General features: G+C 68.1%; 19 protein-coding genes. 9 read left to right on the top strand and 10 right to left on the bottom strand.

Annotated elements, in window-relative coordinates:
* The first annotated feature begins 150 nt into the window (after positions 1 to 150).
* Positions 151 to 807: a hypothetical protein gene (locus SAZ01S_RS06055; RefSeq protein ID WP_084581029.1), complete on the top strand. Its 657-nt coding sequence runs from the start codon at positions 151 to 153 to the stop codon at positions 805 to 807.
* Positions 808 to 813: 6 nt separating this feature from the next.
* Here SAZ01S_RS06055 and SAZ01S_RS06050 read toward each other — a convergent pair whose 3' ends face one another.
* Positions 814 to 1293, bottom strand: a complete 480-nt coding sequence (locus SAZ01S_RS06050; protein ID WP_084581027.1) for an RNA pyrophosphohydrolase — start codon at positions 1291 to 1293, stop codon at positions 814 to 816.
* Positions 1294 to 1372: 79 nt separating this feature from the next.
* Here SAZ01S_RS06050 and SAZ01S_RS06045 point away from each other — a divergent pair, with 79 nt between their 5' ends.
* Genes SAZ01S_RS06045 through SAZ01S_RS06025 form a run of 5 tightly spaced genes read left to right on the top strand, consistent with a single transcriptional unit; the run spans position 1373 to position 6555 of the window.
* On the top strand, positions 1373 to 2314 hold the full coding sequence (locus SAZ01S_RS06045) for a histone deacetylase family protein (protein WP_084581025.1): 942 nt from the start codon (positions 1373 to 1375) through the stop codon (positions 2312 to 2314).
* Entirely contained in the window at positions 2311 to 3297 is a 987-nt protein-coding gene (gene hemB, locus SAZ01S_RS06040) for a porphobilinogen synthase (protein WP_084581023.1), read from the top strand. Before SAZ01S_RS06045 ends, hemB begins: the two co-directional genes overlap by 4 nt.
* On the top strand, positions 3294 to 3818 hold the full coding sequence (locus tag SAZ01S_RS06035; protein ID WP_084581021.1) for a GNAT family N-acetyltransferase: 525 nt from the start codon (positions 3294 to 3296) through the stop codon (positions 3816 to 3818). The genes hemB and SAZ01S_RS06035 overlap by 4 nt, the downstream gene beginning before the upstream one ends.
* A complete protein-coding gene (locus SAZ01S_RS06030) occupies positions 3815 to 4339 on the top strand; it encodes a GNAT family N-acetyltransferase (protein ID WP_084581019.1) in 525 nt (174 codons plus the stop codon). The genes SAZ01S_RS06035 and SAZ01S_RS06030 overlap by 4 nt, the downstream gene beginning before the upstream one ends.
* A 35-nt stretch (positions 4340 to 4374) precedes the next feature.
* Positions 4375 to 6555 carry a spermidine synthase gene (locus SAZ01S_RS06025; RefSeq protein ID WP_084581135.1) on the top strand — a complete coding sequence of 727 codons (2181 nt, stop codon included), beginning with the start codon at positions 4375 to 4377 and terminating at the stop codon, positions 6553 to 6555.
* Between the two features lie 2 nt (positions 6556 to 6557).
* Here the strand turns inward: SAZ01S_RS06025 and rsmA are convergent, their stop codons facing one another.
* From rsmA to SAZ01S_RS06005, 4 genes are all read right to left on the bottom strand, one after another.
* Complete coding sequence (rsmA, locus tag SAZ01S_RS06020; RefSeq protein WP_084581017.1) at positions 6558 to 7382, bottom strand: 16S rRNA (adenine(1518)-N(6)/adenine(1519)-N(6))-dimethyltransferase RsmA; 825 nt, start codon at positions 7380 to 7382, stop codon at positions 6558 to 6560.
* Positions 7379 to 8392, bottom strand: a complete 1014-nt coding sequence (pdxA, locus tag SAZ01S_RS06015; protein WP_084581015.1) for a 4-hydroxythreonine-4-phosphate dehydrogenase PdxA — start codon at positions 8390 to 8392, stop codon at positions 7379 to 7381. Before pdxA ends, rsmA begins: the two co-directional genes overlap by 4 nt.
* A gap of 1 nt (position 8393) precedes the next feature.
* Complete coding sequence (locus SAZ01S_RS06010; protein ID WP_245824649.1) at positions 8394 to 9752, bottom strand: peptidylprolyl isomerase; 1359 nt, start codon at positions 9750 to 9752, stop codon at positions 8394 to 8396.
* A gap of 98 nt (positions 9753 to 9850) precedes the next feature.
* Complete coding sequence (locus tag SAZ01S_RS06005; RefSeq protein ID WP_167693087.1) at positions 9851 to 12139, bottom strand: LPS-assembly protein LptD; 2289 nt, start codon at positions 12137 to 12139, stop codon at positions 9851 to 9853.
* Between the two features lie 135 nt (positions 12140 to 12274).
* Here SAZ01S_RS06005 and SAZ01S_RS06000 point away from each other — a divergent pair, with 135 nt between their 5' ends.
* Positions 12275 to 12715, top strand: coding sequence for a DNA polymerase III subunit chi (locus SAZ01S_RS06000; RefSeq protein WP_084581011.1), 441 nt, complete (start codon positions 12275 to 12277; stop codon positions 12713 to 12715).
* 74 nt (positions 12716 to 12789) lie between these two features.
* Positions 12790 to 13212 carry a nucleoside-diphosphate kinase gene (gene ndk, locus SAZ01S_RS05995; protein ID WP_084581009.1) on the top strand — a complete coding sequence of 141 codons (423 nt, stop codon included), beginning with the start codon at positions 12790 to 12792 and terminating at the stop codon, positions 13210 to 13212.
* Positions 13213 to 13455: 243 nt separating this feature from the next.
* Here ndk and SAZ01S_RS05990 read toward each other — a convergent pair whose 3' ends face one another.
* From SAZ01S_RS05990 to SAZ01S_RS05975, 4 genes are all read right to left on the bottom strand, one after another.
* A complete protein-coding gene (locus SAZ01S_RS05990) occupies positions 13456 to 14838 on the bottom strand; it encodes a sensor histidine kinase (RefSeq protein WP_084581007.1) in 1383 nt (460 codons plus the stop codon).
* Positions 14835 to 15554, bottom strand: a complete 720-nt coding sequence (locus SAZ01S_RS05985; protein ID WP_084581005.1) for a response regulator — start codon at positions 15552 to 15554, stop codon at positions 14835 to 14837. The genes SAZ01S_RS05990 and SAZ01S_RS05985 overlap by 4 nt, the downstream gene beginning before the upstream one ends.
* Before the next feature lie 160 nt (positions 15555 to 15714).
* Entirely contained in the window at positions 15715 to 16209 is a 495-nt protein-coding gene (locus tag SAZ01S_RS05980) for an EF-hand domain-containing protein (protein ID WP_084581003.1), read from the bottom strand.
* A 134-nt stretch (positions 16210 to 16343) separates the two neighbouring features.
* On the bottom strand, positions 16344 to 17558 hold the full coding sequence (locus SAZ01S_RS05975) for a TCR/Tet family MFS transporter (protein WP_084581001.1): 1215 nt from the start codon (positions 17556 to 17558) through the stop codon (positions 16344 to 16346).
* 318 nt (positions 17559 to 17876) lie between these two features.
* Between SAZ01S_RS05975 and SAZ01S_RS05970 the strand changes: the two genes are divergently transcribed.
* Positions 17877 to 20612: a TonB-dependent receptor gene (locus SAZ01S_RS05970; protein ID WP_084580999.1), complete on the top strand. Its 2736-nt coding sequence runs from the start codon at positions 17877 to 17879 to the stop codon at positions 20610 to 20612.
* Between the two features lie 56 nt (positions 20613 to 20668).
* On the opposite strand, the gene SAZ01S_RS05965 is transcribed toward SAZ01S_RS05970, so the two are convergent.
* The gene (locus SAZ01S_RS05965; protein WP_084580997.1) at positions 20669 to 21904 is read right to left on the bottom strand and encodes a TetR/AcrR family transcriptional regulator; all 1236 of its coding nucleotides are present in this window, start codon (positions 21902 to 21904) and stop codon (positions 20669 to 20671) included.
* Positions 21905 to 21935: the final 31 nt, after the last annotated feature.

Genomic DNA, 21935 nt, shown 5'->3' with positions numbered 1-21935 from the left:
CACATCGGAACGCATGCGTAACTATTTAGCAATTGCTCGCACTCTGTTTCTGGGCTTGTCGCGTTTCTGAAACTCGTGTCTCAATCAGGTGCATAGGACACGGGTGGTCGATGGTGCCGAAGACGGCAGGCCCTCGCAGAGGAAGGCAACGTGCAGGAAGAGGATGGCTTCACCCGCTGGATCGAGGCGTGCGCCGCGGGCGAATTGCTGGGCATCGGCACGGCGGCGCTTTGGTGGATCACGGTCGACCGGTTCGATCCCGTGCCCGTGGGCCATGTCGCCGAATGGCTGGTCTTCCTGGGGAAAGCCTCGAGCGGGCTGATTCAGGGACTTATCCTGGGGCTGTTGCAGGGCTGGGCGCTGCGCCGCCAGTTCCCGGCGCTCAGCCTGCGCGCGTGGCTGGTCGCAACGATGCTGGTCGGTCTGCTCGTCTGGTCGATCGCCGCCTGGTTCGCCGTATTCCCGTCGCTCGACAATGATCCGCTGCTGCCGACGGTCACGACGCTGTTTCAGACCGCCGTCGCCGCCGCGGGGTTCGGCATGGGATTAGGGCTTTTGTTCGGCATGGCGCAGGCCCTGGTCCTTCGCCGCGCCGCGGGCCAGGCGCATTGGTGGATCGCGGTCAACGCGGTCGGATGGGGTGCGGCGCTCCCCTGCATCTACGTGGCCGCCTCGCTCGGCAGCGCTGCGCCGAGCAGCCTGGAAATCGCGTTTCGCGGGTTGGTCGGCGGCGCGGTGTCCGGCGTGGTGCTTGGCACCATCACCGGCCTGTCGTTCGCGGTGATGCCGGCGCGACGCGCGGCCTGAGCTGCCTCAGCCGAGATGCGGCGCGAACAGCACGAGCAGTCGTTCGTACAGCGCCCGCTTGAACGGCACGATCAGCTCCGGCAGCTCCGCCGGCTCGGCCCAGCGCCAGGCGCGAAACTCGGGTTCGGCGGTGACGATGTTGATATCGCCCTCTTCCCCCAGGAAGCGCAGCAGGAACCAGCGCTGGCGCTGGCCGCGCCACTTGCCCTTCCAGACCTTGCCGACCAGCTCTTCGGGCAGGTCGTACTGAAGTTCCTCGGGCGCCTCGGCGATGAGCTCGGCATGCTGGCGCGCGACGCCGGTCTCTTCCCAAAGCTCGCGGAACGCGGCGTCCAGCGCGTCCTCGCCGGGGTCGATCCCGCCCTGCGGCATCTGCCAGGCCTCCAGCGTGGAATCGAGTCGCTGGCCAACGAACACACGGCCGGCGCGGTTGAGCAGCATCACGCCGGCACAGGGACGATAGGGAAGCGAAGCAGGATCGGTCATGCGGCTTCCCTAGGACGAAGCGTGGCATGGCGGAAGGGTCGTCTTTCGTCGAACCCGCCGGCTACCTAAATCCGCGGGCGTGATCCCCGTCGTCCATCATCCCGATTATGTCGCGCCGGCACCGGCAGGCAGTGCCTATCTCTGGAACAAGAACGGCCTCGTCCGCGACCTGTTGCAGGCTGAAGGCGCGCGCATCCGCTGGCACGCGCCCGAGGCGATGTCGCCGCGCTGGCTGGAGGCGGTGCACGATCCGGACTATGTCGCCGAGGTGCTGGAGGCGCGCGTGCCGCCGCACAAGACGCGGCGGATCGGCTTCCCGGTCACGTCGGCGGTGGCGCGACGGTCGGAACGGGTGCCGGGCGGCACGTTCCTCGCCGCGCGGATCGCCCAGCGCGAAGGCTATGCGGCGAACAGCGCGGGCGGCAGCCATCATGCGCTGGCCGATACCGGGGCCGGCTATTGCGTGTTCAACGATCTCGCCATCGCAGCGGTGCGCCTGGTAGAGGAAGGCCATGCCCGGCGCGTGCTGATCGTCGATTGCGATGTGCACCAGGGCGACGGCACCGCCGCGCTCACCGCCGGTCGACCGGAGATCGCGACCTATTCGATCCATGCCGAGAAGAACTTCCCGGTCCGCAAGGCGCGCTCGACGGTCGATGTCGGGCTGGCGGATGGCACGGCGGACGCGGCCTATCTCGAAGCGCTCGAGACCACGCTCGTGCCGCTGCTCGCCCAGGTCGATCCCGACCTGGTGCTCTACCAAGCCGGCGTCGACCCCTTCGCCGACGATCGCCTCGGGCGACTCGGGCTGAGCGGGGAGGGGCTGGTGGCCCGCGATCGCTGGGTGGCGGAGACGCTGCGCCGACGCGGTGTCCCGTTCGCCAGCACGCTCGGCGGCGGCTATGGCAGCGACGCGCTGGAAGTGGCCCGGCGGCATGCGACCTCGATCCTCACGCTGGGCACGACGGCGCTCGGCGACGCTTGCAACCTGCGCAATCAAGGCGCATCTGGCGCCGCATGAGCCACTATCCCGCGCTTCGCCTTCGTCGCTCCCGGGCTTCGGCCTGGAGCCGTCGCCTCCATGCCGAAACCGTGCTCACCCCCGCCGACCTGATCTGGCCCGTGTTCGTGACCGAAGGCGCCGAGGAAGAGCCGATCGCCGCGCTTCCCGGCGTATCGCGCTGGAGCCTGGCTGGCATCGTCGATCGGGCTCGCGAGGCGCGTGACCTCGGGATTCCCTGCCTCGCGCTGTTCCCCAACACGCCGCGCGAACTGCGCACCGAGGATGGCCGCGAGGCGGTCAATCCCGACAATCTGATGTGCCGCGCCATCCGCGCGATCAAGGACGCGGTGCCCGAAGTCGGCGTGCTGACCGACGTCGCGCTCGACCCCTATACCAGCCATGGGCATGACGGCATCGTCGACGCGGCCGGCTATGTGCTGAACGACGAGACCTCGGCGGTGCTGACCGAGCAGGCGCTGGTCCAGGCAGCGGCGGGCGCCGACATCGTCGCGCCGAGCGACATGATGGACGGCCGCGTGGGCCAAATCCGCACCGCGCTGGAGGCGAACGGCCATGTCAACGTGCAGATCATGGCCTATGCCGCCAAATATGCGAGCGCCTTTTATGGCCCGTTCCGCGACGCGGTCGGCACCCGTGGGCTGCTGAAGGGCGACAAGAAGACCTACCAGATGGACCCCGCCAATGCCGAAGAGGCACTGCGCGAGGTGGCGCTCGATCTGGCGGAGGGCGCGGACAGCGTGATGGTGAAGCCGGGCCTGCCCTATCTCGACATTATCACCCGTGTGAAGAGTGCCTTCGAAGTGCCTGTCTTCGCGTATCAGGTGTCCGGCGAATACGCGATGCTGGAGGCCTCGGCCGCAGTCGGCGCGGGCGATCGCGACGCGCTGGTGCTGGAAACGCTGATGGCGTTCAAGCGCGCGGGCTGTTCGGGCGTGCTCACCTATCACGCCCCCCTGGCGGCACGGCTGCTCGGCGCGTGATCGAAACGCCGCGGCTGCTGCTGCGGCCGCCCGAGCCGCGCGACTTCGATGCACTCCATGCCATGTGGAGCGATCCGGAGGTGATGCGCGACCTCGGCCCGGTGAAGAGCACGGCGCATAGCCGGGCGACGATCGCGCGGCATCTCGGCTATGGACCCAGCCATGGCCTTGGGTTCAACGTCGTGGAGCGGCGCGAGGACGGCGCGGTGCTCGGCTTTTGCGGCCTGAAGCCCGGCGCGCCGGATACGCCGATCGCAGGCGAACTGGAGATCGGCTGGATGTTCGCGCGGCCTTTCTGGGGGCAGGGCTATGCTCGCGAAGCGGCGGCGGCGAGCCTCGACTGGGCCTGGGTGCATCGCTCCGACCCACGCGTCGTCGCGATCACCTCCGCCTGCAATCTTGCCAGCCGTGCCCTCATGGAGCGGCTGGGAATGCGCTGGTTCACCGATTTCGAGCATCCGGTGCACCCGCCCGGTCATCGCTTGCGTCCGACCGTAGCTTTCGCGATCAACCGGCCATGATCGAAACCGAACGACTCCTGCTGCGCGGCTGGACCGACGCCGACCGCGCGCCCTTCCACGCAATGGCGAACGATCCGCGCGTCATGGCCTATATCGGGCCGCTGCAATCGCGCGCGGAAAGCGACGCGGGCATCGACCGGCAACGCGCATTCCAGGCAGGCCATGGCCATTGTTTCTGGGCGCTCGAACGCCGCGAGGATGGTGCGTTTCTCGGGTTCTGCGGCCTGAAGCCCGGCGCAGCGGGTACGCCGATCGCGGGCGACATCGAGATCGGCTGGCGGCTTGCGACCGAGCATTGGGGCCAAGGCTATGCCCGCGAGGCCGCCGCGGCGAGCCTCGCCTGGGGATGGCAGCATCTCGCTGCCTCGAGCATCGCCGCCATCACGGTCGAGGCGAACGCCCGGAGCTGGGGCCTGATGGAGCGACTCGGCATGCAGCGCGTGCCGGACGGCGACTTCGACCATCCCACGGCGATCCCCGCGCTGCGCCGCCACCGCACCTATCGCATCCACCGTCCGTGATCGACGCCGCGGATCGCGTACCGGGCCGCGCGGGCATGTTGCGCGCGCTGTTCGTCGCCACGATCCTCGCCGGATCGTTCCTGCTGTTCCTGGTCCAGCCGATGGTCGCGCGGATGGCGCTGCCGCGGCTCGGCGGGGCGCCGGCGGTGTGGAACTCGGCGATGCTGGTCTACCAGGCGCTGCTGCTGGTGGGATATGGCTATGCGCATTGGCTGGGGCGGTTCCGGGTGCGGACCCAGGCGGCGGTGCATCTCGGCCTGCTGGCTGCCGCCGCGCTGTGGCTGCCGATCGGGCTGGGCACGATGCAGGTGCCGATCGGCGCGGAGCCCGCGCTCTGGGTGCCGTGGCTGCTGACCGCGGCGATCGGGCCGCTGTTCCTGGCGATCTCCGCCCAGGCGCCGCTGCTCCAGCGCTGGTACGCCGCCGCCAGCGGTGGCCGCGATCCCTATGCGCTCTATGCCGCGTCGAACATCGGCAGCTTTGGCGGGCTGCTCGCCTATCCGCTGCTGGTCGAGCCGTTCCTGCGCCTCCGCGACCAGAGCTGGCTGTGGACCTTCGGCTATGCGGTGGTCGCGCTGCTGGTGCTCGCCTGCGCCAGTCGCCTGCCGCGGCGGGAACCGGTGGCACCGCCCCGGCAGGCTGCCCCGGCGACGATCGTGCGGGACTGGGCACGCTGGATCGCGCTGGCGCTGGTCCCGTCGGGGCTGATGCTCGCGACGACCACCTTTCTCACCACCGATATCGTCGCCGTGCCGCTGCTCTGGGTGCTGCCGCTCGGCCTGTACCTGCTGAGCTTCCCGGTGGCGTTCCGCAGCTCGGTGTTGCTCGACGACCTGCTCGGCCGGTGCGTACCGCTCGTGCTGCTGCTGTTCGGCGCGACATTGATCGCCGGCGACCAGCGGCTGGCCTATTTCAACGCGGTCATCGGCCTTGTCCTGCTGTTCGCGGTGTCGGTCGCCTGCCATGCCCGGCTCTATGCGCTTCGCCCGCCGGCCGATCGACTGACCGGCTTCTATCTGGCCATGGCGCTCGGCGGGGCGCTGGGCGGCGTGTTCGCCGGGTTGCTGGCGCCCGTGCTGTTCGACTGGACCTATGAATATCCGCTGCTGATCCTCGCTGCGGGCCTCTTGATCCCGCAGCGACCGCTGACCGGCCCGCTGGAAAGCCTGTGGTCGGGCCCCCGCCGCAAGCCTGTCGGGCTCGCACTAGGCGTCGCGGTGGTCGCCATCGTCCTGATCGGCTCGACCGACAAGCTGCTCGGGCCGATGCATGTCCAGCTTGGCTTTCTCGCGATCGGCGCCATCGGGCTGGTGACGGTCGGCGCCCGCTTGCCCTATGCGGTGGCGCTGTGCGGCGCGCTGTTCCTGTTCGGCGGCTATACCGCCATCCAGACTTCGCTGAGCGGCGCAAGGACGCGAAGCTATTTCGGTGTCTACACGGTCACCGATCAGCCCGACCAGCGGCGGCTCGCCCATGGCACCACGGTGCACGGCGTCCAGCTGAAGGGCGATCGCGCACGGCTGCCGACGACCTATTATCAGGCGGGGTCGGGCGTGGGGCAGGCGATGCAGGCGGCGCCGGCGCTCTATGGCCCCCGTGCGCGGATCGGCGTGGTCGGGCTCGGGACCGGGACGCTGGCGTGCTATGCGCAGCCGGGGCAGGACTGGCGGTTCTTCGAGATCGATCCCGCCGTGGTGCATCTCGCCCGCGACACCGGCGCCTTTACCTTCCTGCGCCTCTGCGCACCCCAGGCGCATATCCTTGTCGGCGACGCGCGGCTCCGGCTCGGCGAGCTGCCGCCTGCGAGCCTCGACCTGCTCGCGCTCGACGCCTTCTCCTCCGACGCGGTGCCGATGCACCTGATGACCGCGGAGGCCTTCGCCACCTATGGCCAGGTGCTGTCATCGGAGGGGCTGCTGCTCGTCCATATCTCGAACCGCTTCCTCGCGCTCGCGCCGGTAGTGGCCGGTGCCGCCAAGGCGGGCGGCTGGCAGGGACTGCGGCTCGTCCATGTACCCAGCGCGCTCGAGCGGCAGGCGGAGGGCGCGGTGTCCGACTGGATCGCGCTCAGCCGTTCGCCGCGGTCACTGGCGGCGCTGCGCGCGCGGGACGGGGCGTGGCGACCGCTCGTCGCCGAGCCGGGCTTTGCCGGATGGACCGACGACCATGCCTCGCTGGTGCCGGTGCTGCGGCTGTTCCGCGGCAACCGGGACTGACGTCAGGCCGGGCGTCCCAATTCACGGGCGATCGCGACGAATTCGGCGACGCTGACCGTCTCGGCGCGGCGGCTGGCATCGATGCCGAGCGACTCCAGCGCCGCCAAGGCACCCGGCACCGGCTTGAGGCTCTGGCGCAGCATCTTGCGGCGCTGGCCGAACGCTGCCGCGGTCACCGCTTCCAGCACGCGCAGCTGCACGCCTTCGGGGGCTTCGCCGGGAACGATATGCACCACCGCCGACATCACCTTGGGCGGCGGGGTGAAGGCCGAGCGGTGCACGCCCATCGCGATCCGCGGGGCGCTCCGCCACTGGGCGAGCACGGCGAGCCGGCCATAATGTTCGGTGCCCGCCTGCGCGACGATGCGCTCGGCGACTTCCTTCTGGAACATCAGCGTCAGGCTGGCCCACCAGGGTTGCCAGTCGGCCGAAAGCCAGCCGATCAGCAGCGCCGTGCCGACATTATAGGGCAGGTTGGCAACGACGTGCGGCTTGCCCGCGAACAGCGCCGGCGCATCCACCTCCAGCGCATCGCCTTCGATCACGCGGAGCTTGCCCGGGAAATAGCCGCCCAGTTCCTCGAGCGCGGGAATGCAGCGCCGGTCGCGCTCGACCGCGGTGACGCTGGCACCGGCCTGGAGCAGCGCACGGGTGAGGCCGCCGGGCCCGGGACCGACCTCGAAAATCTCGGTACCCGCGATGTCGCCGGGCACCTTGGCGATCCGGCCGAGCAGCTGGCCATCGAACAGGAAGTTCTGGCCGAGCGCCTTGCTGGCGCTCAACCCGTATTTGGCAATGACGTCGCGGAGCGGGGGAAGGGCGGTCACGCTGCGGCTTCGGCTCGGCGTTGCGCAGCGCTGGCGGCCATCCGGATGGCGGCGATCATTGCGCCCGGATGCGCGAGGTTCTGTCCGGCGATGCCGAAGGCGGTGCCATGATCGGGCGAGGTGCGGACGATCGGCAGGCCGAGCGTCATGTTGACCCCGTCGTCGAAATGCAGCGTCTTGATCGGGATCAGCGCCTGGTCGTGGTAGAGGCAGAGCGCCGCGTCATAGCCCTGGCGGGCGCGGGCGTGGAACAGCGTGTCGGCGGCGAAGGGCCCGGTTGCGTCGATACCCTCGGCACGCAATTGCTCGATCGCGGGCAGCAGCACGTCGATTTCCTCATGCCCGATCGCGCCGCCTTCGCCGGCATGCGGGTTGAGCCCGGCAAAGGCGAGCCGCGGCTGGGCGATGCCGAAATTGCGCTGCAGCCCGCGCGCGGTGACGCGGCCCTTGGCGACGACCAGCTCGGGGCTGATCAGCGACGGCACCTGCGCCAGCGGCACATGCACGGTGATCGGCACCACCCGCAGCGTCGGGCCCGCAAGCATCATCACCGCATTGTCGGCGGTGATGCCGCAACGTTCGGCGACGAACTCGGTCTGGCCGGGATGGGTGAAGCCGATCGCGTACAGCTGCGCCTTGGAAACCGGCCCGGTCACCAGCGCGCCGGCCGCCCCGGCGCTGGCAAGGCCGGTCGCGACCTCCAGCGATTGCAGCGCGATATGCGCGGTGCCCAAGGAGGGCATGCCCGGCACCACTGCTCCGGTGTCGCCGATCGGCAGCAGCGGCAGCGCGTCGGCGAAGACTGCAGATGCCTCGAGGGGGTCGCCGATCGGCGCGATCGGGCCGTCCCACACCGCGCGCACGGCGTTGGGGTCGCCCACGCCGAAAAACGGCACGAGACCTTCCGCGCGACGTGCTTCCCACGCCTTGGCGGTGATTTCCGGCCCGATCCCCGCCGAGTCGCCCATGGCGACGGCGAGCGGAGGCAGGGTGGCGCCCCCGGCCGTCATCTCAGCGATATTCGATCAGCGCGTCGCGCCGCAGGTCACGCAGCATGCGCTCGGCACGAAGGTTGACCCGCTGGTCCTCCAGCTGCTCCTGCACCTGCTCCACCGAGGGGGTGTAGGCGGCGGGCGGATCGTCGCGGCCGCAGATCACCAGCACGCGCACACCGTCCTCGATCGAGCCGAAGGGCTGCGTCGACTGGCCGACCTGCAGCGGCAGGATCAGGTTCTGCAGCGCCGGCGGCAGGTCCTTGATCACGATATTGTCGCGATCGACCACCTCGGCGCCCTCGGCCGCGGCGACCTTGCTGACGTCACCGCAGCCGCGGATCGCCTGGGTCGCCTTGGCGAAGGCGGCGGCGCGGCTGCTGGCCTGCGCCTCGGTGGTGCCCTTGGCGAAGCTTAGCGAGAGCTGGCGCAGGCTCAGCTTGGCGTCGCGCGGATCGGCAACGCCGACCTTGTGCTTGTCCGCCAGATACACGATCGAGAAACCGGCCGAGAGCGGGATCGGCCCCGCCACCTGGCCCGGCTGCATGTCCTGCACCGCCTGGGCGAGCGCCTCAGGCAGCATCGCCGGCTGGATCCAGCCGAGATCGCCGCCGCGCGCACGGGTCGAGCTCTGCGAATAGGTGCGCGCCAGATAGTCGAACGGCGTGCCCTGGCGCATCTGCTCGATCATCTTCTGCATGCCGCCGGAGACTTCCTGGGCGCGATCGGGCGTGGCGTTCTGATAGATCTCGTAGACGTGATATTCGTCGGTGCCCTTCTGGGCGGTGAGGCGATCGATCATCGCCTTCACCTCGGCTTCGCCGACATTCACGTTGACGCGGCGCCGCAGCAGCCGGCTCCAGGCCAGCTCCGCCTCGACCTGTCGCTTGATCGAGCGTTCCGAGGAACCGATCTCGCGCAGCCAGGCGCGCATCTGCTCGGGCGTCTTCTGGAAGCGCGCGGCGACGCGGGCAAAGCTCGACTCCACCTCGCGCGGCTCGATCTTGATCTCGTTGGCCTTGGCCTCCTGGATCTCCAGCGTCTCGTCGATCAGCTGGCGGAGCATCGCAAGCTTCAGCTGCTCGCGCTCCTCGGGCTTCAGGGTGAGCTTCTGCATGCCCGTGACCAGCGCAACGCGCTGATCGACCTCGGTGCCGGTGATCACATAGTCGTTGACGATCGCGGTCGGCTTGCGGACGTTGGGATCGGCCTTGCCGAAGATCTCCAGCGTGCTCGGCAGGTCGAGCCCGGTGTTCGGCGCCGAGGCGCTGTCCTGGCCCGGCACGGTCTGCGCCACCGCCATCGTCGCGAGGGCGGCGATGCCTGCCCCGACCAGCCACTTGGCACCCGTTCCCGCAATCCTGCCCACACCCATCATCACTTCAGAACGACCCTTATTCTCAAACGGGAAGCAGCGCATAATCGCCAATTGTGCCTGAACCAAGGCTTAGCGGCGAATCCCCCGGACCGGGGCTTCTAGCGGCCGAGGTTCTTGAAGGCGAGCGTAAGCAGATAGGAGTTGCCGCGCTGCGCGTCGCCGGTGGTGGCATAGTCGCGCCGCCAGGTGGTGCCGATGCGCAGGCAGTCGTCCTCGTAGAACAGCCCGATGCGGTGGCGGATCGGCTGGAAGCCATTGGCCAGCGACAGCGGATCTTCCTGCTTGTCGGTCAGGTCGATCAGCGTCGAGCCCGACAGCGACCAGAAGCGGGCGAACTGCACGCGCGCGCCGAGGCGAAGCTCCTCGCGATCCTGCAGATCCTCCAGCGTCGGATCGACATTGCGGTTGAGCCGCAGATAGCCGACCTGGATATAGGTGGCGCGCGAGCCGAGCGACATGTCGATCTCGTTCCGCCGTACCGCCAGGCCGTCCTTGTCCAGCCGATAGCGGTGGGTGAACGTCAGGAAATCGTGGAAGCGGATGACCGTGCGACCGACGATGTCCGAGAGGCGGTCGTTGAGGCCGGTGCCGTCGGGCAGCAGCGTCGGCCGCTTGGTCAGACGGTAGCTCTGGCCGACATTCGCCTCGACGCTGAAGCCCGGCAGGTACAGCGCGTAATCGAGGCCGTAGGTGAAGCGCGTCGAATCCTCGAACCGGTCATAGCCGGCGAAGCGATTGAGCGCGAACAGGTTCGAATCCTCGAGATCGACGGCGCGAGCATCCTCGTTCGGCACGTCCATGTTCTCGAGGTGCGGCGACGCGACCATCTGGACGCGCGGCGTGATCCGCTGCGAGCCGCCGAGGAAATCGCCGACGAACGCCCATTTCACGTCGACAGCGCCAGCCGCGATCCCGCGGAAGCGGAACCCGTCCTGCCCGCGGTAGCTGACCACGCTCGTCGCGAGCGTGTCCGACGTGTTGTAGATGTCGCCGCGCGTATAGGCGGTGAAGGTCACTTCCTGACCCCAGTTGGTCAGCCGGCGCAGGCTCCACTGCGCGCTGGTGAAGGCGCGCTGCGTATCCTGTCCGCCGGTGCGGGTCAGCGCGAGCGTGTTCAGCTGGAAATCGAACTTGCCGCCGATCAGGCCGTCGTCGAGGCGGCGACGATAGTCGATCTCGGGCAGCGCCACCGGCTGCAGGCCTTGGCGGTCGCCGACCCGCAGCGTCTGCACCGCCCAGGCGTTGATCACGAAATAGCTGTCGGCGTCGATCCGCTCGATCGAGAGGTTGTTGCGCAGCCGGTCGTCGCGCGAAATATCGTAGCGGCGCAGGAAGGTGCGGTCGCTCGCCACCCGCAGCGAGGCATGCACGTTCCAGTTGGAGTCGAGCTGGTAGCGGCCGACCAGGTCGAGATAGCCGCGAAAGTCGTTCTGCAGCGTGTCGGGGCTGGGCGCTACGGTCAGGTCGTCGGCACGGCGGCTATAGGTGCCGTACGCCTGCACCCGGAACGAACCGAGGCTGTTGAGCTCGCGATAATCCGCCTGCAGCATCGGCAGCGTGTTGGAAAACACGCGCGGCGTCACGGTCAGGTCGCGATTGGGGGCGATGCTGATGAAGTAGGGCAGGGCAAGCTGGAAGCCGTTGGTGCGGCTGTAGCGCGCGTCGGGCGTCAGCAGGCCCGAATCGCTCTGGCCGCCCGCCGGGTGCGAAAAGGCGGGCAGCGGAACGGTCGCGAAGCCGAACACCGAAATGCGCGCGCCCTTGTAGCGCAGCCGATGCCGCGCCGGGTCATAGACGACGCGATCGGCGGTGATCTTCCACGAGGGCTCCTTGGGGCAGCCCGAGCTGTCGGTGACCGAGCAGGGCGTATAGGCGGCGTTCTCGACGGTGATGACGCCGCCATCGTTGCGGGAGCCGCGCTGCGCGGCGATGCGGCCGCCGGCTTCGAGCACCACCAGCATATTGTCGACCACGCCGTCCTTCAGCGTGTCGGTCAGTTCGATGCTGTCGCCATAGGCCGCGTCGCCCTGCGGATTGGCGACGACAATATTGCCCTCAGCCATCACCTTGCCGGTGCGACGATCCCAGGTGACGCGGTCCGCCCGCAGGCGGTTGCTCTCGCGGTAGAGGCGCACATCGCCGCTCGCCGTCACGACATCGGTGTTCATGTCGTAATCGAGCTGGTCGGCGGTGAACTGGACCTGGTTGGGATCGTCCGACACGCCGTTCGGCAGTGGCGGGGCAGGCTCGGCGGGCCGGTCCTGCAGATTGGCGGCGGGCACCGCAGCGCCGGCTGCCTGGCCGGCAGGCAGAGGGCGCGATTCGGGCGCCTGCTGAGCACGTGCCTGGGTCGCAAGACACAGACCGAGCGCGGCCGGGAAGAACATGGCCTTGCGCTTCACGAAAACTCCCACCTTTATCGTCACTCCCCGGCTGACGGGCTTCTGCCCTATCGCAGCGATTGCGCCTCCGCAACGGCGGGTGCGTTGGCCGGAACGCACATCCGGGCTAAGGGGCCCCGCATGCAGGTCGATTTCTATCACCTTACCCTGGCGCCGCTCGATCGCGTGCTGCCCTCGGTCGCCGAAAAGGTGCTCGGCAGCGGCGGGCGATTGCTGATCGTCGCCGGCGATCCGGCGCTGCGCACCCGGCTTGACCAGCTGCTATGGACATATCAGCCGGCGAGCTTCCTGCCCCATGCCCAGGAAGGCGGCGATTGGGATGCCGAGCAGCCGGCGCTGATCGCCGAGGCGGTCACGCCCGCCAACGGCGCGCGCAACGTGGCGCTGGTCGACGGCGTCTGGCGCGACGAGGCGCTGGCGTTCGAGCGCGCCTTCCACCTGTTCGACGAGGAGAGCATCGGCGCGGCGCGTGCTGCATGGCGCGCGCTGGGCGAACGCGACGGCGTCGAGCGCCGCTATTGGCGACAGGACGAAAATGGACGTTGGGCACAAGTTGCCTGAGCTTGCATTGAGGACGCGGCAGGACTAGGGAGCCGCGACTTCCTTTCATCACCAACTACAGGAGCCGCACGGCCATGGCCGCGACCCGGACCTTTTCGATCATCAAGCCCGATGCCACTCGCCGCAACCTGACCGGCGCCGTCACCAAGATGCTGGAAGAGGCTGGCCTGCGCGTCGTCGCTTCCAAGCGTATCCAGATGACCCGCGAGCAGGCCGAGGGCTTCTACGGCGTCCACAAGGAGCGCCCCTTCTTCAACGACCTCGTCGAGTTCATGATCTCGGGTCCGGTCGTCGTGCAGGTGCTCGAGGGCGAGAACGCCGTGCAGCGCAACCGCGACATCATGGGCGCCACCAACCCGGCGAATGCCGAGCCGGGCACGATCCGCAAGGAACTGGCCGAGTCGATCGAAGCCAATTCGGTCCATGGTTCGGATTCGGAAGAGAATGCCGCGATCGAGATCGCCTTCTTCTTCCAGCCGGAAGAAATCGTCGGCTGATCAGCCGGAGTTTTCGCTAGAAAAATTGCCGCGCTTCCGATGGGGAGCGCGGCATTTTTTTGTCTGCACTAAGCCCCTCCCCTTCAGGCGCATCAGGTCGGCCCTGCCCCCGGCAGTGCCTGAACAGCGCGGGGCGCTGTTCACCTGATGCGGGGTTGGGGTGGGGCAGTGTCTCACCGAGACCAACAGAGGTTCTGGAATCCCTCCACCCCAACCCCTCCTCCAAGGAGGAGGGGCTAAGCACTACCGCGGCAGCGTGATCGTCGCGGTAAGGCCGCCGCCCTGGCGGTTGGCCAGCGCGATCGTCCCCCCAGCATCGTTGACGATCGCTCGCGCCAGCGCGAGGCCGAGCCCGATCCCGCCGGTATCGCGGTTGCGCGATTGCTCCAGGCGGGTGAACGGGTTGAACACCGCTTCCAGCTTGTCCGGCGGTACGCCGGGGCCGCGATCGCACACCTCGATGGTCACGCGGTCGGTCACCGGAATCAACCGCACTTCGGCCGCGCCGGCATATTTTACCGCATTCTCGATCAGGTTGCGCACCGCCCGCCGCATCAGCGTCGGCCGCAGCCGCATCTTGAGCCGCTCGGGCTCCTCGAAGGTCACGTCATGATCGAGATCGCGGAAATCCTCGACCACCGCGTCGACAAGCGCGCCCAGATCGACATCGGTGTTGGGCTCGCTCGGCCGGCCCAGCCGCGCGAGCGACAGGATATCGTCCAGCGTGCGGCTCATCTCGTCGACGGTGTCGGCCATACGGGCGCGATCGTCCTCGTCCTCGACGGACTCAATCCGCACCCGCAAGGCCTGGAGGGGCGTACGCAGGTCATGGCCGATCGCGCCGAGCATGCGGTCCTTCTCGTCGAGCATCGTCGTCACGCGACGGCTGAGCGCGTTATAGGCGGCGATCAGCGCGCGTACGTCGCTGGGCCCACGCTCGCGGATCGGCGGGGTGTCGCCACCGGGGCGGAAGGTGCGCGCGGCCTCGGTCAGCGTGCGCAGCGGCCGCGCGATGCGGCCGCCGACGAGTAGCACCGGCACCAGCACGACCACGTAGAGGATCAGCGTCTGCGCGGCGAGTTGCCAGATCAGGTCGAAGTCTGTGCGCGGCCATGGCGTCGCCAGCGTGAGCCAGCCCTTGCCTGGCAATTCGACCGCGACGAGCATTTCGGCGCCCATGCGGCGCAACCGCTCGGCACGGAGCGGATCGAGCTTGGGATCGAGCAGGCGCTTCGGATTTACCGGGCGGAGCGCGGCCATGATCTTGCCCGCGTGCAGGCCGGCATCCTCCAGCCCCCGGCGCAGGTCGCGCTCGACATCGGGGCGGCGGTTTTCGTCCTCGCGCGCGAACGGGTTTTCGGCATGGAGCCTCACATGCGTGCGCGGATCGGAGAGGAAGCGATTCTTCACTGCACCGGGCTGAAGCGGCGTCTCTCGCTGCAGGGCCAGCAGGCGCTCGGCGGCGTCGGCGAGGCGCGTGGTGGCTGGCACGATCACCAGCGCGAACCGGGCTTTCTGGCGCTCGTGGAGCAGCAGCGTGAAATTGATCGCCTGCGCCACGAACAGCGCCGCGGCGACGAGCAGGGCGATCCGGGCAATGAGACTGGTCGGGAGGAACCGGGTCAAAGCCGGGTAACCTCCGCCGCGAGGGTGTAGCCGCCGCCCCAGACGGTCTTGATGATCGACGGGTTCTTCGGGTCCGGCTCGATCTTCTTGCGCAGCCGGCTGACCTGGTTGTCGACCGCGCGGTCGAACGCCGCGGCCTCGCGGCCCTGGGTGAGATCGAGCAGCTGGTCGCGGGTGAGCACCTGGCGGGGGCGCGTCACCAGAGCGTGGAGCAGGCTGTATTCGCCGGTCGACAGCGGCACCGACACGCCTTCGCGATCGACCAGCGCGCGCTCGCCGGTGCGCAGCACCCAGCCGGCAAAGGCGAAGGCGCCGGTTTCCGGTGCATGCTGCTTGGCGCCGCCGGCCGACCAGCGGCGCAGCACCACCTTGATGCGGGCCGAGAGTTCACGCGGGCTGAACGGCTTCACGACATAATCGTCCGCGCCCATTTCCAGCCCGACGATCCGATCAGTCTCCTCGCTGCGTGCCGTGAGCAGGATGACCGGCGTCTCGCTCGTCTCGCGGATGTGCCGGCACAGGCTCAGGCCATCCTCGCCCGGCATCATGATGTCTAGGATCACCAGATCGATCGCATAGGCGTTGAGCCGCGCACGGGCGCTCTCGGCATCGCCCGCCTGGGTGACGCGGAACCCCTGCTTGGTCAGATATTGCGCGAGCGGCTCGCGGATCGAACGTTCGTCGTCGACGAGCAGGAGATGGGGGACCTCGGACATCGTCAATAGAGTAACGCCTTTGTGCGCAGGGAAAAGAGCCGGGCGGGAGGGAGGAGATCCGCGGACCGCGCGGTGCGGCGACAGGGGAGGCGCCTGCGATCCCGACGGGGACAGGATCTGCGAGGACCCGCGGCCTCCCGCCCGGCTGCTCCGGCTGGCGTCAGTTGCCGCCGGTCGGAGGGGGCGGGGGCGTGTCGCCCGGGGGCGGTCCCTGGCGGCCGCGCCAGCCGCCGCCGCGGCGCATGCCCATCATGCGCTGGACGGCCGCCTGGCGCTCGGCGGCGTCGATCTTGCCGTCATGGTTGGTGTCGATCCTGTCGAACAGCCGGGCGGCACGCGCTTGCTCGTCGGCCAGCGTCAGGTCCTTCTTCGGCGCCATGCGGCCAGCCATGCGTGCCCGTTGCGCCGCATGATAGGCTTCGCGCTCCTCGGGCGTGACCTTGCCGTCGTGATTGGCGTCCATCGCATTGAACCGCGTCGCCACGCTGGCGAGCATCTCGTCGCGGGTGACGATGCCGTCCTTGTTCTGGTCCGCCATGGCGAGCGGATCGGGGCGGGGGCCGCGCGGGCCGTCCTGCGCCGCCGCCGGGGCCGCGAGCGCCGAGCCCGCGAGCAGCGAGGCGCCGAGCGCGGCGAGGGTGACACGTTTGAGCATCCGAAACTCCTGGAGAGAAGGGCGTGCCGGGGACAGGGGCGCGCCCCCGGCACGCCCTTTGTTTCGGCGCCGGCTGTCGCACGGGTTTGTCATCGCCACCCGCAAAGTGTCGCAAATTGTCGTTCGTGCTGGACCTAGGCCGCGGCCGCGCCATGGACGCGCGGGACGACTTTCCATTCGATCAGCACGAGCGCACTCAATGCCAGCAGCGCTGCCACGGCGAAATTGCCGCCCTGGAACCCGCGCTCGGCCCCGAAGGCGAGCGACTGGCTGAGGATCAGCGGCCCAAGGATCAGCGCGGTGCTGCTCAGTGCCGACATGCCGCCCTGCAGCGCCCCCTGTCGCGACGGATCGGTCATCCGCGACAGCAGCGCGGTAATCGAGGGAAATGCCAGTCCCTGGAAGGCGGCGAAGGGGATGATCGCGAACACCATCCAGGTCTGCCGCGCAAAGCAATAGCCGAGAAAGGCGAGGCCCCCGGCGAGCATGCCCAGTACCACGGTGCGCTCCTCGCCCCAGGCGGCGATCGCGCGGCCGGTGACGAAGCTCTGCACCAGCGCCATACAGATGCCGGAAACGGCGAGCGACCAGCCGATCATCCGCTCGTCCCAGCCGAGCGCGATCTCGCCGAAGAACGCCCAGGTCGCCGGATAGACCATGTGCGCGAGCTGCCACAGAAAGGCCGCCAGCAGCAGCGGCTTTGCCTTGCCGGCTTGGAATAGCGGACCGAAGGCGGCGAAGACGTGGGCGTTGCGCAAGCGGAAGGGGCGGCGGCGTGCGGGATCGATCGTCTCGGGCAACAGCGACAGGATCCATAGCGCGTTGAGCCCGGCCAGCACCGCCGCGGCGAGGAACGGCGCGCGAGGGCCGAAACTGGCGAGCAGCCCACCGATCGCCGGCCCCAGGATGAAACCGATCCCGAAGGCGGCGCCCATCAGGCCGAAGGTCGCGCCGCGCTTTTCCGGCGGGGTCACGTCCGCCAGCACGGCATTGGCCGGGCCATAGACCGCGCCGGCGATGCCTGCGACGACCCGACCGACGAACAGCCATCCGATTGTCGGCGCAGCGGCCATCAGCGCATAGTCGATCGCGAACGCGGCCATCGAGAACAGCAGCACCGGGCGGCGGCCGATGCTGTCACCGAGCGTGCCGAGCACCGGGCCGGCGAAAAACTGCGCGACGGCGAAGGCGACGAGCATCCAGCCGCCGATGCGGGCGGCATCGTCTAGGCTGGTGTGCGAAAGGGTGACGATCAGCCGCGGCAGCACCGGCAGGATCACGCCGAAGCCGATCGAGTCGATCAGCACCGCCGCCAGGACGATCGGTACCGCGCGATGATGAAACGACATGCTGCTTTCCCCCTCCTGGCCATCAGGCCTATCGTAACGCAGCGTCGCGCAGGTTGCCATGGCGCGCCGTTGAACTGCCCGGCTGCGCGAGGAACCAGAAGCCGCAGGCGATTACCCGGACATGATAGGGAGCCCACGGGGCCGAAGGCTACAGGCCACCGCATCGGTTTGTGCAACACTGTGCCCCATCTGCAACGATTGCATTCAAGTGGCATTTTGCAACTTTAGTTTTGCTTGACGACCCTTAGCGGAAGGCGTGTATTCGAGCTTCGGGTATGGAGCGGAAACACAGCTCCAACCTCGGTGGAGAGGATTGATATGCGGCTACGCCTTATGTCGGCCTGTGCAGTGCCGGCACTCGTCATGGCGCTCGCAGCGCCCGCGCACGCGCAACAGACACCCCCCGAACAACAGGATCCTGGTGCGGCACATGCCGCGCAGTCCGATAACGAGATCATCGTCACCGCGCAGGGCCGCGCCCAGGCGCTTGCCGATGTGCCGATCGCGGTCTCGGCAGTCAGTGCCGAAACGCTACAGCAGACCGGTGCCAACGACATTCGCGCGCTCAACCAGGTGGCGCCTTCGCTCCTCGTCTCGTCGACGGGCAGCGAAGCCAATGGCTCGGCACGTATTCGTGGTATCGGTACGGTCGGCGACAATCCGGGGCTCGAAAGCTCGGTGGCGGTGTTCATCGACGGGGTCTATCGCTCGCGCTCGGGCATCGGCCTCAACGAACTCGGCGAAATCGAGCGGATCGAGGTGCTGCGCGGGCCGCAGGGCACGCTGTTCGGCCGCAATGCCTCGGCCGGCATCATCAACATCGTCTCGAAGATGCCGAGCCCGACCTTCGGGGCAGGCGGCGAGGCGACCTATGGCAATTACAATGCGATCCGCCTGCAGGGCTATGTCAACGTGCCCCTCAGCACGACGGTGTCCGGCCGGCTCGACGGCGTCTACATGAAGCGCGACGGCTTCTACCACGACGTGACCAACAATCGCGACGTCAACAATCGCGACCGCTATTTCCTGCGCGGCCAGCTGCTGTTCGAGCCGTCCAGCGACCTGCGCATCCGCCTGATCGGCGACTATACGCATCGCAAGGAAGAGTGCTGCGCCGCAGCCTATGTCGATTCGGCGACCAACCCGAACATCGGCGATCTGACCAGCCCGTCGTCCAACAACATCGTGCGGGTGATGCGCGATCTCGGCCAGCCCATGGCCGCGTTCAGCAATCCGTTCAGCCGCAACGTCTATTCGACGCCGGGTCGCAGCTATGGCGGCATCACCGAGGACTGGGGCGGCTCGGTCCAGGTCGACTGGACGCTGGGCGACGTCAAGCTCACCTCGATCACCGGCTATCGCAACTATTTCGCCAGCCAGGGCGCCGACACGGACTACAGCTTCGTCGACATCCTGTACCGCGCGCCCAATGCCAACTCCTCGCGCGCGTTCGAAACCTTCAGCCAGGAATTGCGCCTGAACGGCTCGGCCTTCAACGAGCGGCTCGACTGGCTGGTCGGCGGCTATTACGCGAACGAGGACCTGACCGTCGTCGACAATCTGCGCTTCGGCAACCAATATGGCCGTTTCGCGACCTGCCGCATCGTCTCCGGCGGCGGGCTGGCGGGACTCTATTCGCCGGCCTCGGCGGGATGCCTTGCGGCGCGACCTGCCGTGTTCGGCGCCGCATCGCCGCTGATCTACGCCGCGTTCGATCGGCTGGACGGTATCAACGATCGCGGCACGACGCGCGACTTCTACAAGCAGAACAGCCGCAACTGGGCGCTGTTCACGCATAACATCTTCCATGTTACCAAAGGCTTGGACCTCACCCTTGGCCTTCGTTACACGAACGAGCGCAAGCGGCTCAACGCCACCTTCGGCAACGACAACACCGCCTGCGTCGCCAACCAGAACGCGTTGCTGCCGCTGCGCTCGGTTGCGTCGCTGACGGCGGTCATCGACGGCATCCTCGGCCTGTCGTGCCAAGGCAATTCCACCGCCGAACTCAACGGTGTCTCGATCAGCGACACCCGCAAGGAAGACCAGTTCACGGGCACCGCGATCCTCTCGTACAAGCCGACCAACGACCTGCTGCTCTATGGCAGCTATTCGCGCGGCTATAAGGCAGGTGGCTTCAACCTTGACAAGTCGGCGCTCAAGGTGCCGATCCTGCCCTTCGCTGCCGCCGGCGGGGCGCAGGCGCTGGTCGGCGCGCTGCAATTCGCGCCGGAGACCAACGATGCCTTCGAGATCGGCCTGAAATACTCCACCCGCGCGTTCAGCCTGAACCTCTCGGCCTTCCGCCAGCAGTTCAAGAACTTCCAGCTCAACACGTTCAACGGCACCGTCTTCCTGGTGCAGAACATCAACGGCTGCACTGCAAGCCTGAACGGCGGCGATCGCGACCAGAGCAAGTTCACCACCGCGAGCAACTACAACGCCGCCGCTGCCACTACCGGCGCCTGTTCGGCATCGAATGTCGGCTATGGCGTGGTCTCGCAAGGCGTCGAGCTCGAAGCGTCACTGGTGCCAATACGCGATTTCCGCGTCGGGCTGGGGCTCACCTATGCCGACACCCATTATCGCAACCAGCTCGTCGGCAGCGACACCGGCGCGCCGCTCGACCAGGCGCTGCGGCTGCTGCCGGGCAAGAACCTGTCGAACGCCCCCGAGATTGTCGCCACTGCATCGGTCGCCTGGACTCCGAGGCTCGGCAATTCGGGGCTGAGCGGCCTGGTCTATTTCGACACCCGCCTGACGAGCGACTTCAACACCGGCTCCGACCTGTTCCCGCAGAAGATCCAGGACGGCTTCAACGTGGTGAACGGCCGCATCGGCATCCGCGGCAAGGAAGAGCGCTGGGCGATCGAGCTGTGGGGGCAGAACCTGTTCGACACCCATTACAGCCAGGTCGTGTTCAACTCGCCCTTCCAGGAGGGGGCGACCGGCGCGCCGTTCACCGATCCCCGCTATCCGGGCGGGCGCCAGATCTTCTCGGCCTATCTCGCCGAACCGCGCACCTATGGCGTAACGGTGCGCACCCGCTTCTGAATTTCCTGGGGAGGAAAGCACTGGGCCGGAGGCGCGATCCTCCGGCCTCTTTTTAATCAGTCCCGCAGCACGCGATCGTCGAACAGGCCATAGGCGAGCGTGGACGCGTAGAAGGTCACCGCACGCTCGCGCGGCATGGTGCTCGCCCATTTGCGCATGTCGAACGCGGCGTTCTGCAGCGCCATCAGCGCCTGGCTGGCGACCAGCGGGTCGATCGGCCGGATCGTGCCCTCGGCGATGCCGTCGGAGAGCATGCCGGCAAAGCGCCGGGCGATCCGGTTCGAGCGATCGAGCATGGTGTTGCGCACGTGCGACGGCAGGCCGGAAAGCGCGGTCGTGCGCAGCAAAGGGCCGCGCTCCGAAAACTGATAGTCGAGCAGCGTCGCCAGCGTGCTCTCGATCCGCTGCCACTGGCTGCCTGCGTGGCTTTCCGCCAGCCGCTGCGCATCGGCAAGAATGTCGAAGCTGCGCTTGTAGCAGGCGATGACGAGGTCATCCTTGGCATCGAGATGATGATAGAAGCTGCCCTTGGTGACGTTCAGCTCCGAGGCGATCCGCTGCACCGAGGCGCCGCGATAGCCGAGCTCGTTGATCAGCCGGGTGGCGGCGAGCAGGAACGCCTCGCGGCCGGGTTCGGGTTCTTCATGGACCAACTCGAACAATTCGGGCGCCCAACGCTCGCCCGGCGCGGCGATGCCGTGGCGGAACACGTCCATCAGGCGCGCCTCGACACGCGGATATTCGTCGATCTCGTAGCGCGAGATCCAGGCGTTGAGCCAGAAGCTGTTCTCGAGCAGCACATGCGCCCGCGCGCCGCGCAGGTCGGTCTCGGCGCGGCTGCCCTCGGTGCCCCACAGGCTGCGGGTCTTGCGGAAGATGTTGCGCCAGCCGGTGAGCAGCTTGCCCTTCAGCGGCTCTTCCATCGCGCGCAGATCGGACAACATCGCGACCGCCTGTTCCTCGCCGCGGCCGATCCGCGCCAGCCGTTCCATGTTGACGCCCAGGAAGCGGGCGACGCGCGCCTCCGGCGTGGCCTCTGCGAGTGCCTGGTCGAGGATCGCGTCGAGCCAGGCCAGCGTCTGCTCGAAGGCGGCGGCGGCAAGGTCCTCCTTGCGCTTGAAATAATAGGTGACCGAGGTGGTGTTCAGCCCCACCCGCCGCGCGACGTCGGCGAAGGTCATACCCTTCGCGCTCTGCTCGTTGATCGCGGCAGCCGCGGCGGCGAGGATAGCGTCGCGCTTGGCCTGGAACCGCTTCGTGTTTGTGGTCTCGATCTTGGGCGGCGATTGCATCGCGCCAGCTTAGCCGTTTCCGTCGGGCGCC

The sequence above is a fragment of the Sphingomonas azotifigens NBRC 15497 genome (assembly GCF_002091475.1).
Lineage (GTDB): Bacteria > Pseudomonadota > Alphaproteobacteria > Sphingomonadales > Sphingomonadaceae > Sphingomonas > Sphingomonas azotifigens.
Note: the sequence above shows the minus strand (reverse complement) of the source record. Positions and strands in the feature narration are given on the sequence as shown.

Bases quoted from the DNA above. Each gene is read 5' to 3' on its own strand.
- SAZ01S_RS06050 (WP_084581027.1), bottom strand. From the start codon at position 1,293: ATGACCGATCCTGCTTCGCTTCCCTATCGTCCCTGTGCCGGCGTGATG.
- hemB (WP_084581023.1), top strand. From the start codon at position 2,311: ATGAGCCACTATCCCGCGCTTCGCCTTCGTCGCTCCCGGGCTTCGGCC.
- SAZ01S_RS06030 (WP_084581019.1), top strand. From the start codon at position 3,815: ATGATCGAAACCGAACGACTCCTGCTGCGCGGCTGGACCGACGCCGAC.
- SAZ01S_RS06025 (WP_084581135.1), top strand. From the start codon at position 4,375: ATGTTGCGCGCGCTGTTCGTCGCCACGATCCTCGCCGGATCGTTCCTG.
- pdxA (WP_084581015.1), bottom strand. From the start codon at position 8,392: ATGACGGCCGGGGGCGCCACCCTGCCTCCGCTCGCCGTCGCCATGGGC.
- SAZ01S_RS06010 (WP_245824649.1), bottom strand. From the start codon at position 9,752: ATGATGGGTGTGGGCAGGATTGCGGGAACGGGTGCCAAGTGGCTGGTC.
- SAZ01S_RS06005 (WP_167693087.1), bottom strand. From the start codon at position 12,139: ATGTTCTTCCCGGCCGCGCTCGGTCTGTGTCTTGCGACCCAGGCACGT.
- SAZ01S_RS06000 (WP_084581011.1), top strand. From the start codon at position 12,275: ATGCAGGTCGATTTCTATCACCTTACCCTGGCGCCGCTCGATCGCGTG.
- ndk (WP_084581009.1), top strand. From the start codon at position 12,790: ATGGCCGCGACCCGGACCTTTTCGATCATCAAGCCCGATGCCACTCGC.
- SAZ01S_RS05985 (WP_084581005.1), bottom strand. From the start codon at position 15,554: ATGTCCGAGGTCCCCCATCTCCTGCTCGTCGACGACGAACGTTCGATC.
- SAZ01S_RS05980 (WP_084581003.1), bottom strand. From the start codon at position 16,209: ATGCTCAAACGTGTCACCCTCGCCGCGCTCGGCGCCTCGCTGCTCGCG.
- SAZ01S_RS05975 (WP_084581001.1), bottom strand. From the start codon at position 17,558: ATGTCGTTTCATCATCGCGCGGTACCGATCGTCCTGGCGGCGGTGCTG.
- SAZ01S_RS05970 (WP_084580999.1), top strand. From the start codon at position 17,877: ATGCGGCTACGCCTTATGTCGGCCTGTGCAGTGCCGGCACTCGTCATG.
- SAZ01S_RS05965 (WP_084580997.1), bottom strand. From the start codon at position 21,904: ATGCAATCGCCGCCCAAGATCGAGACCACAAACACGAAGCGGTTCCAG.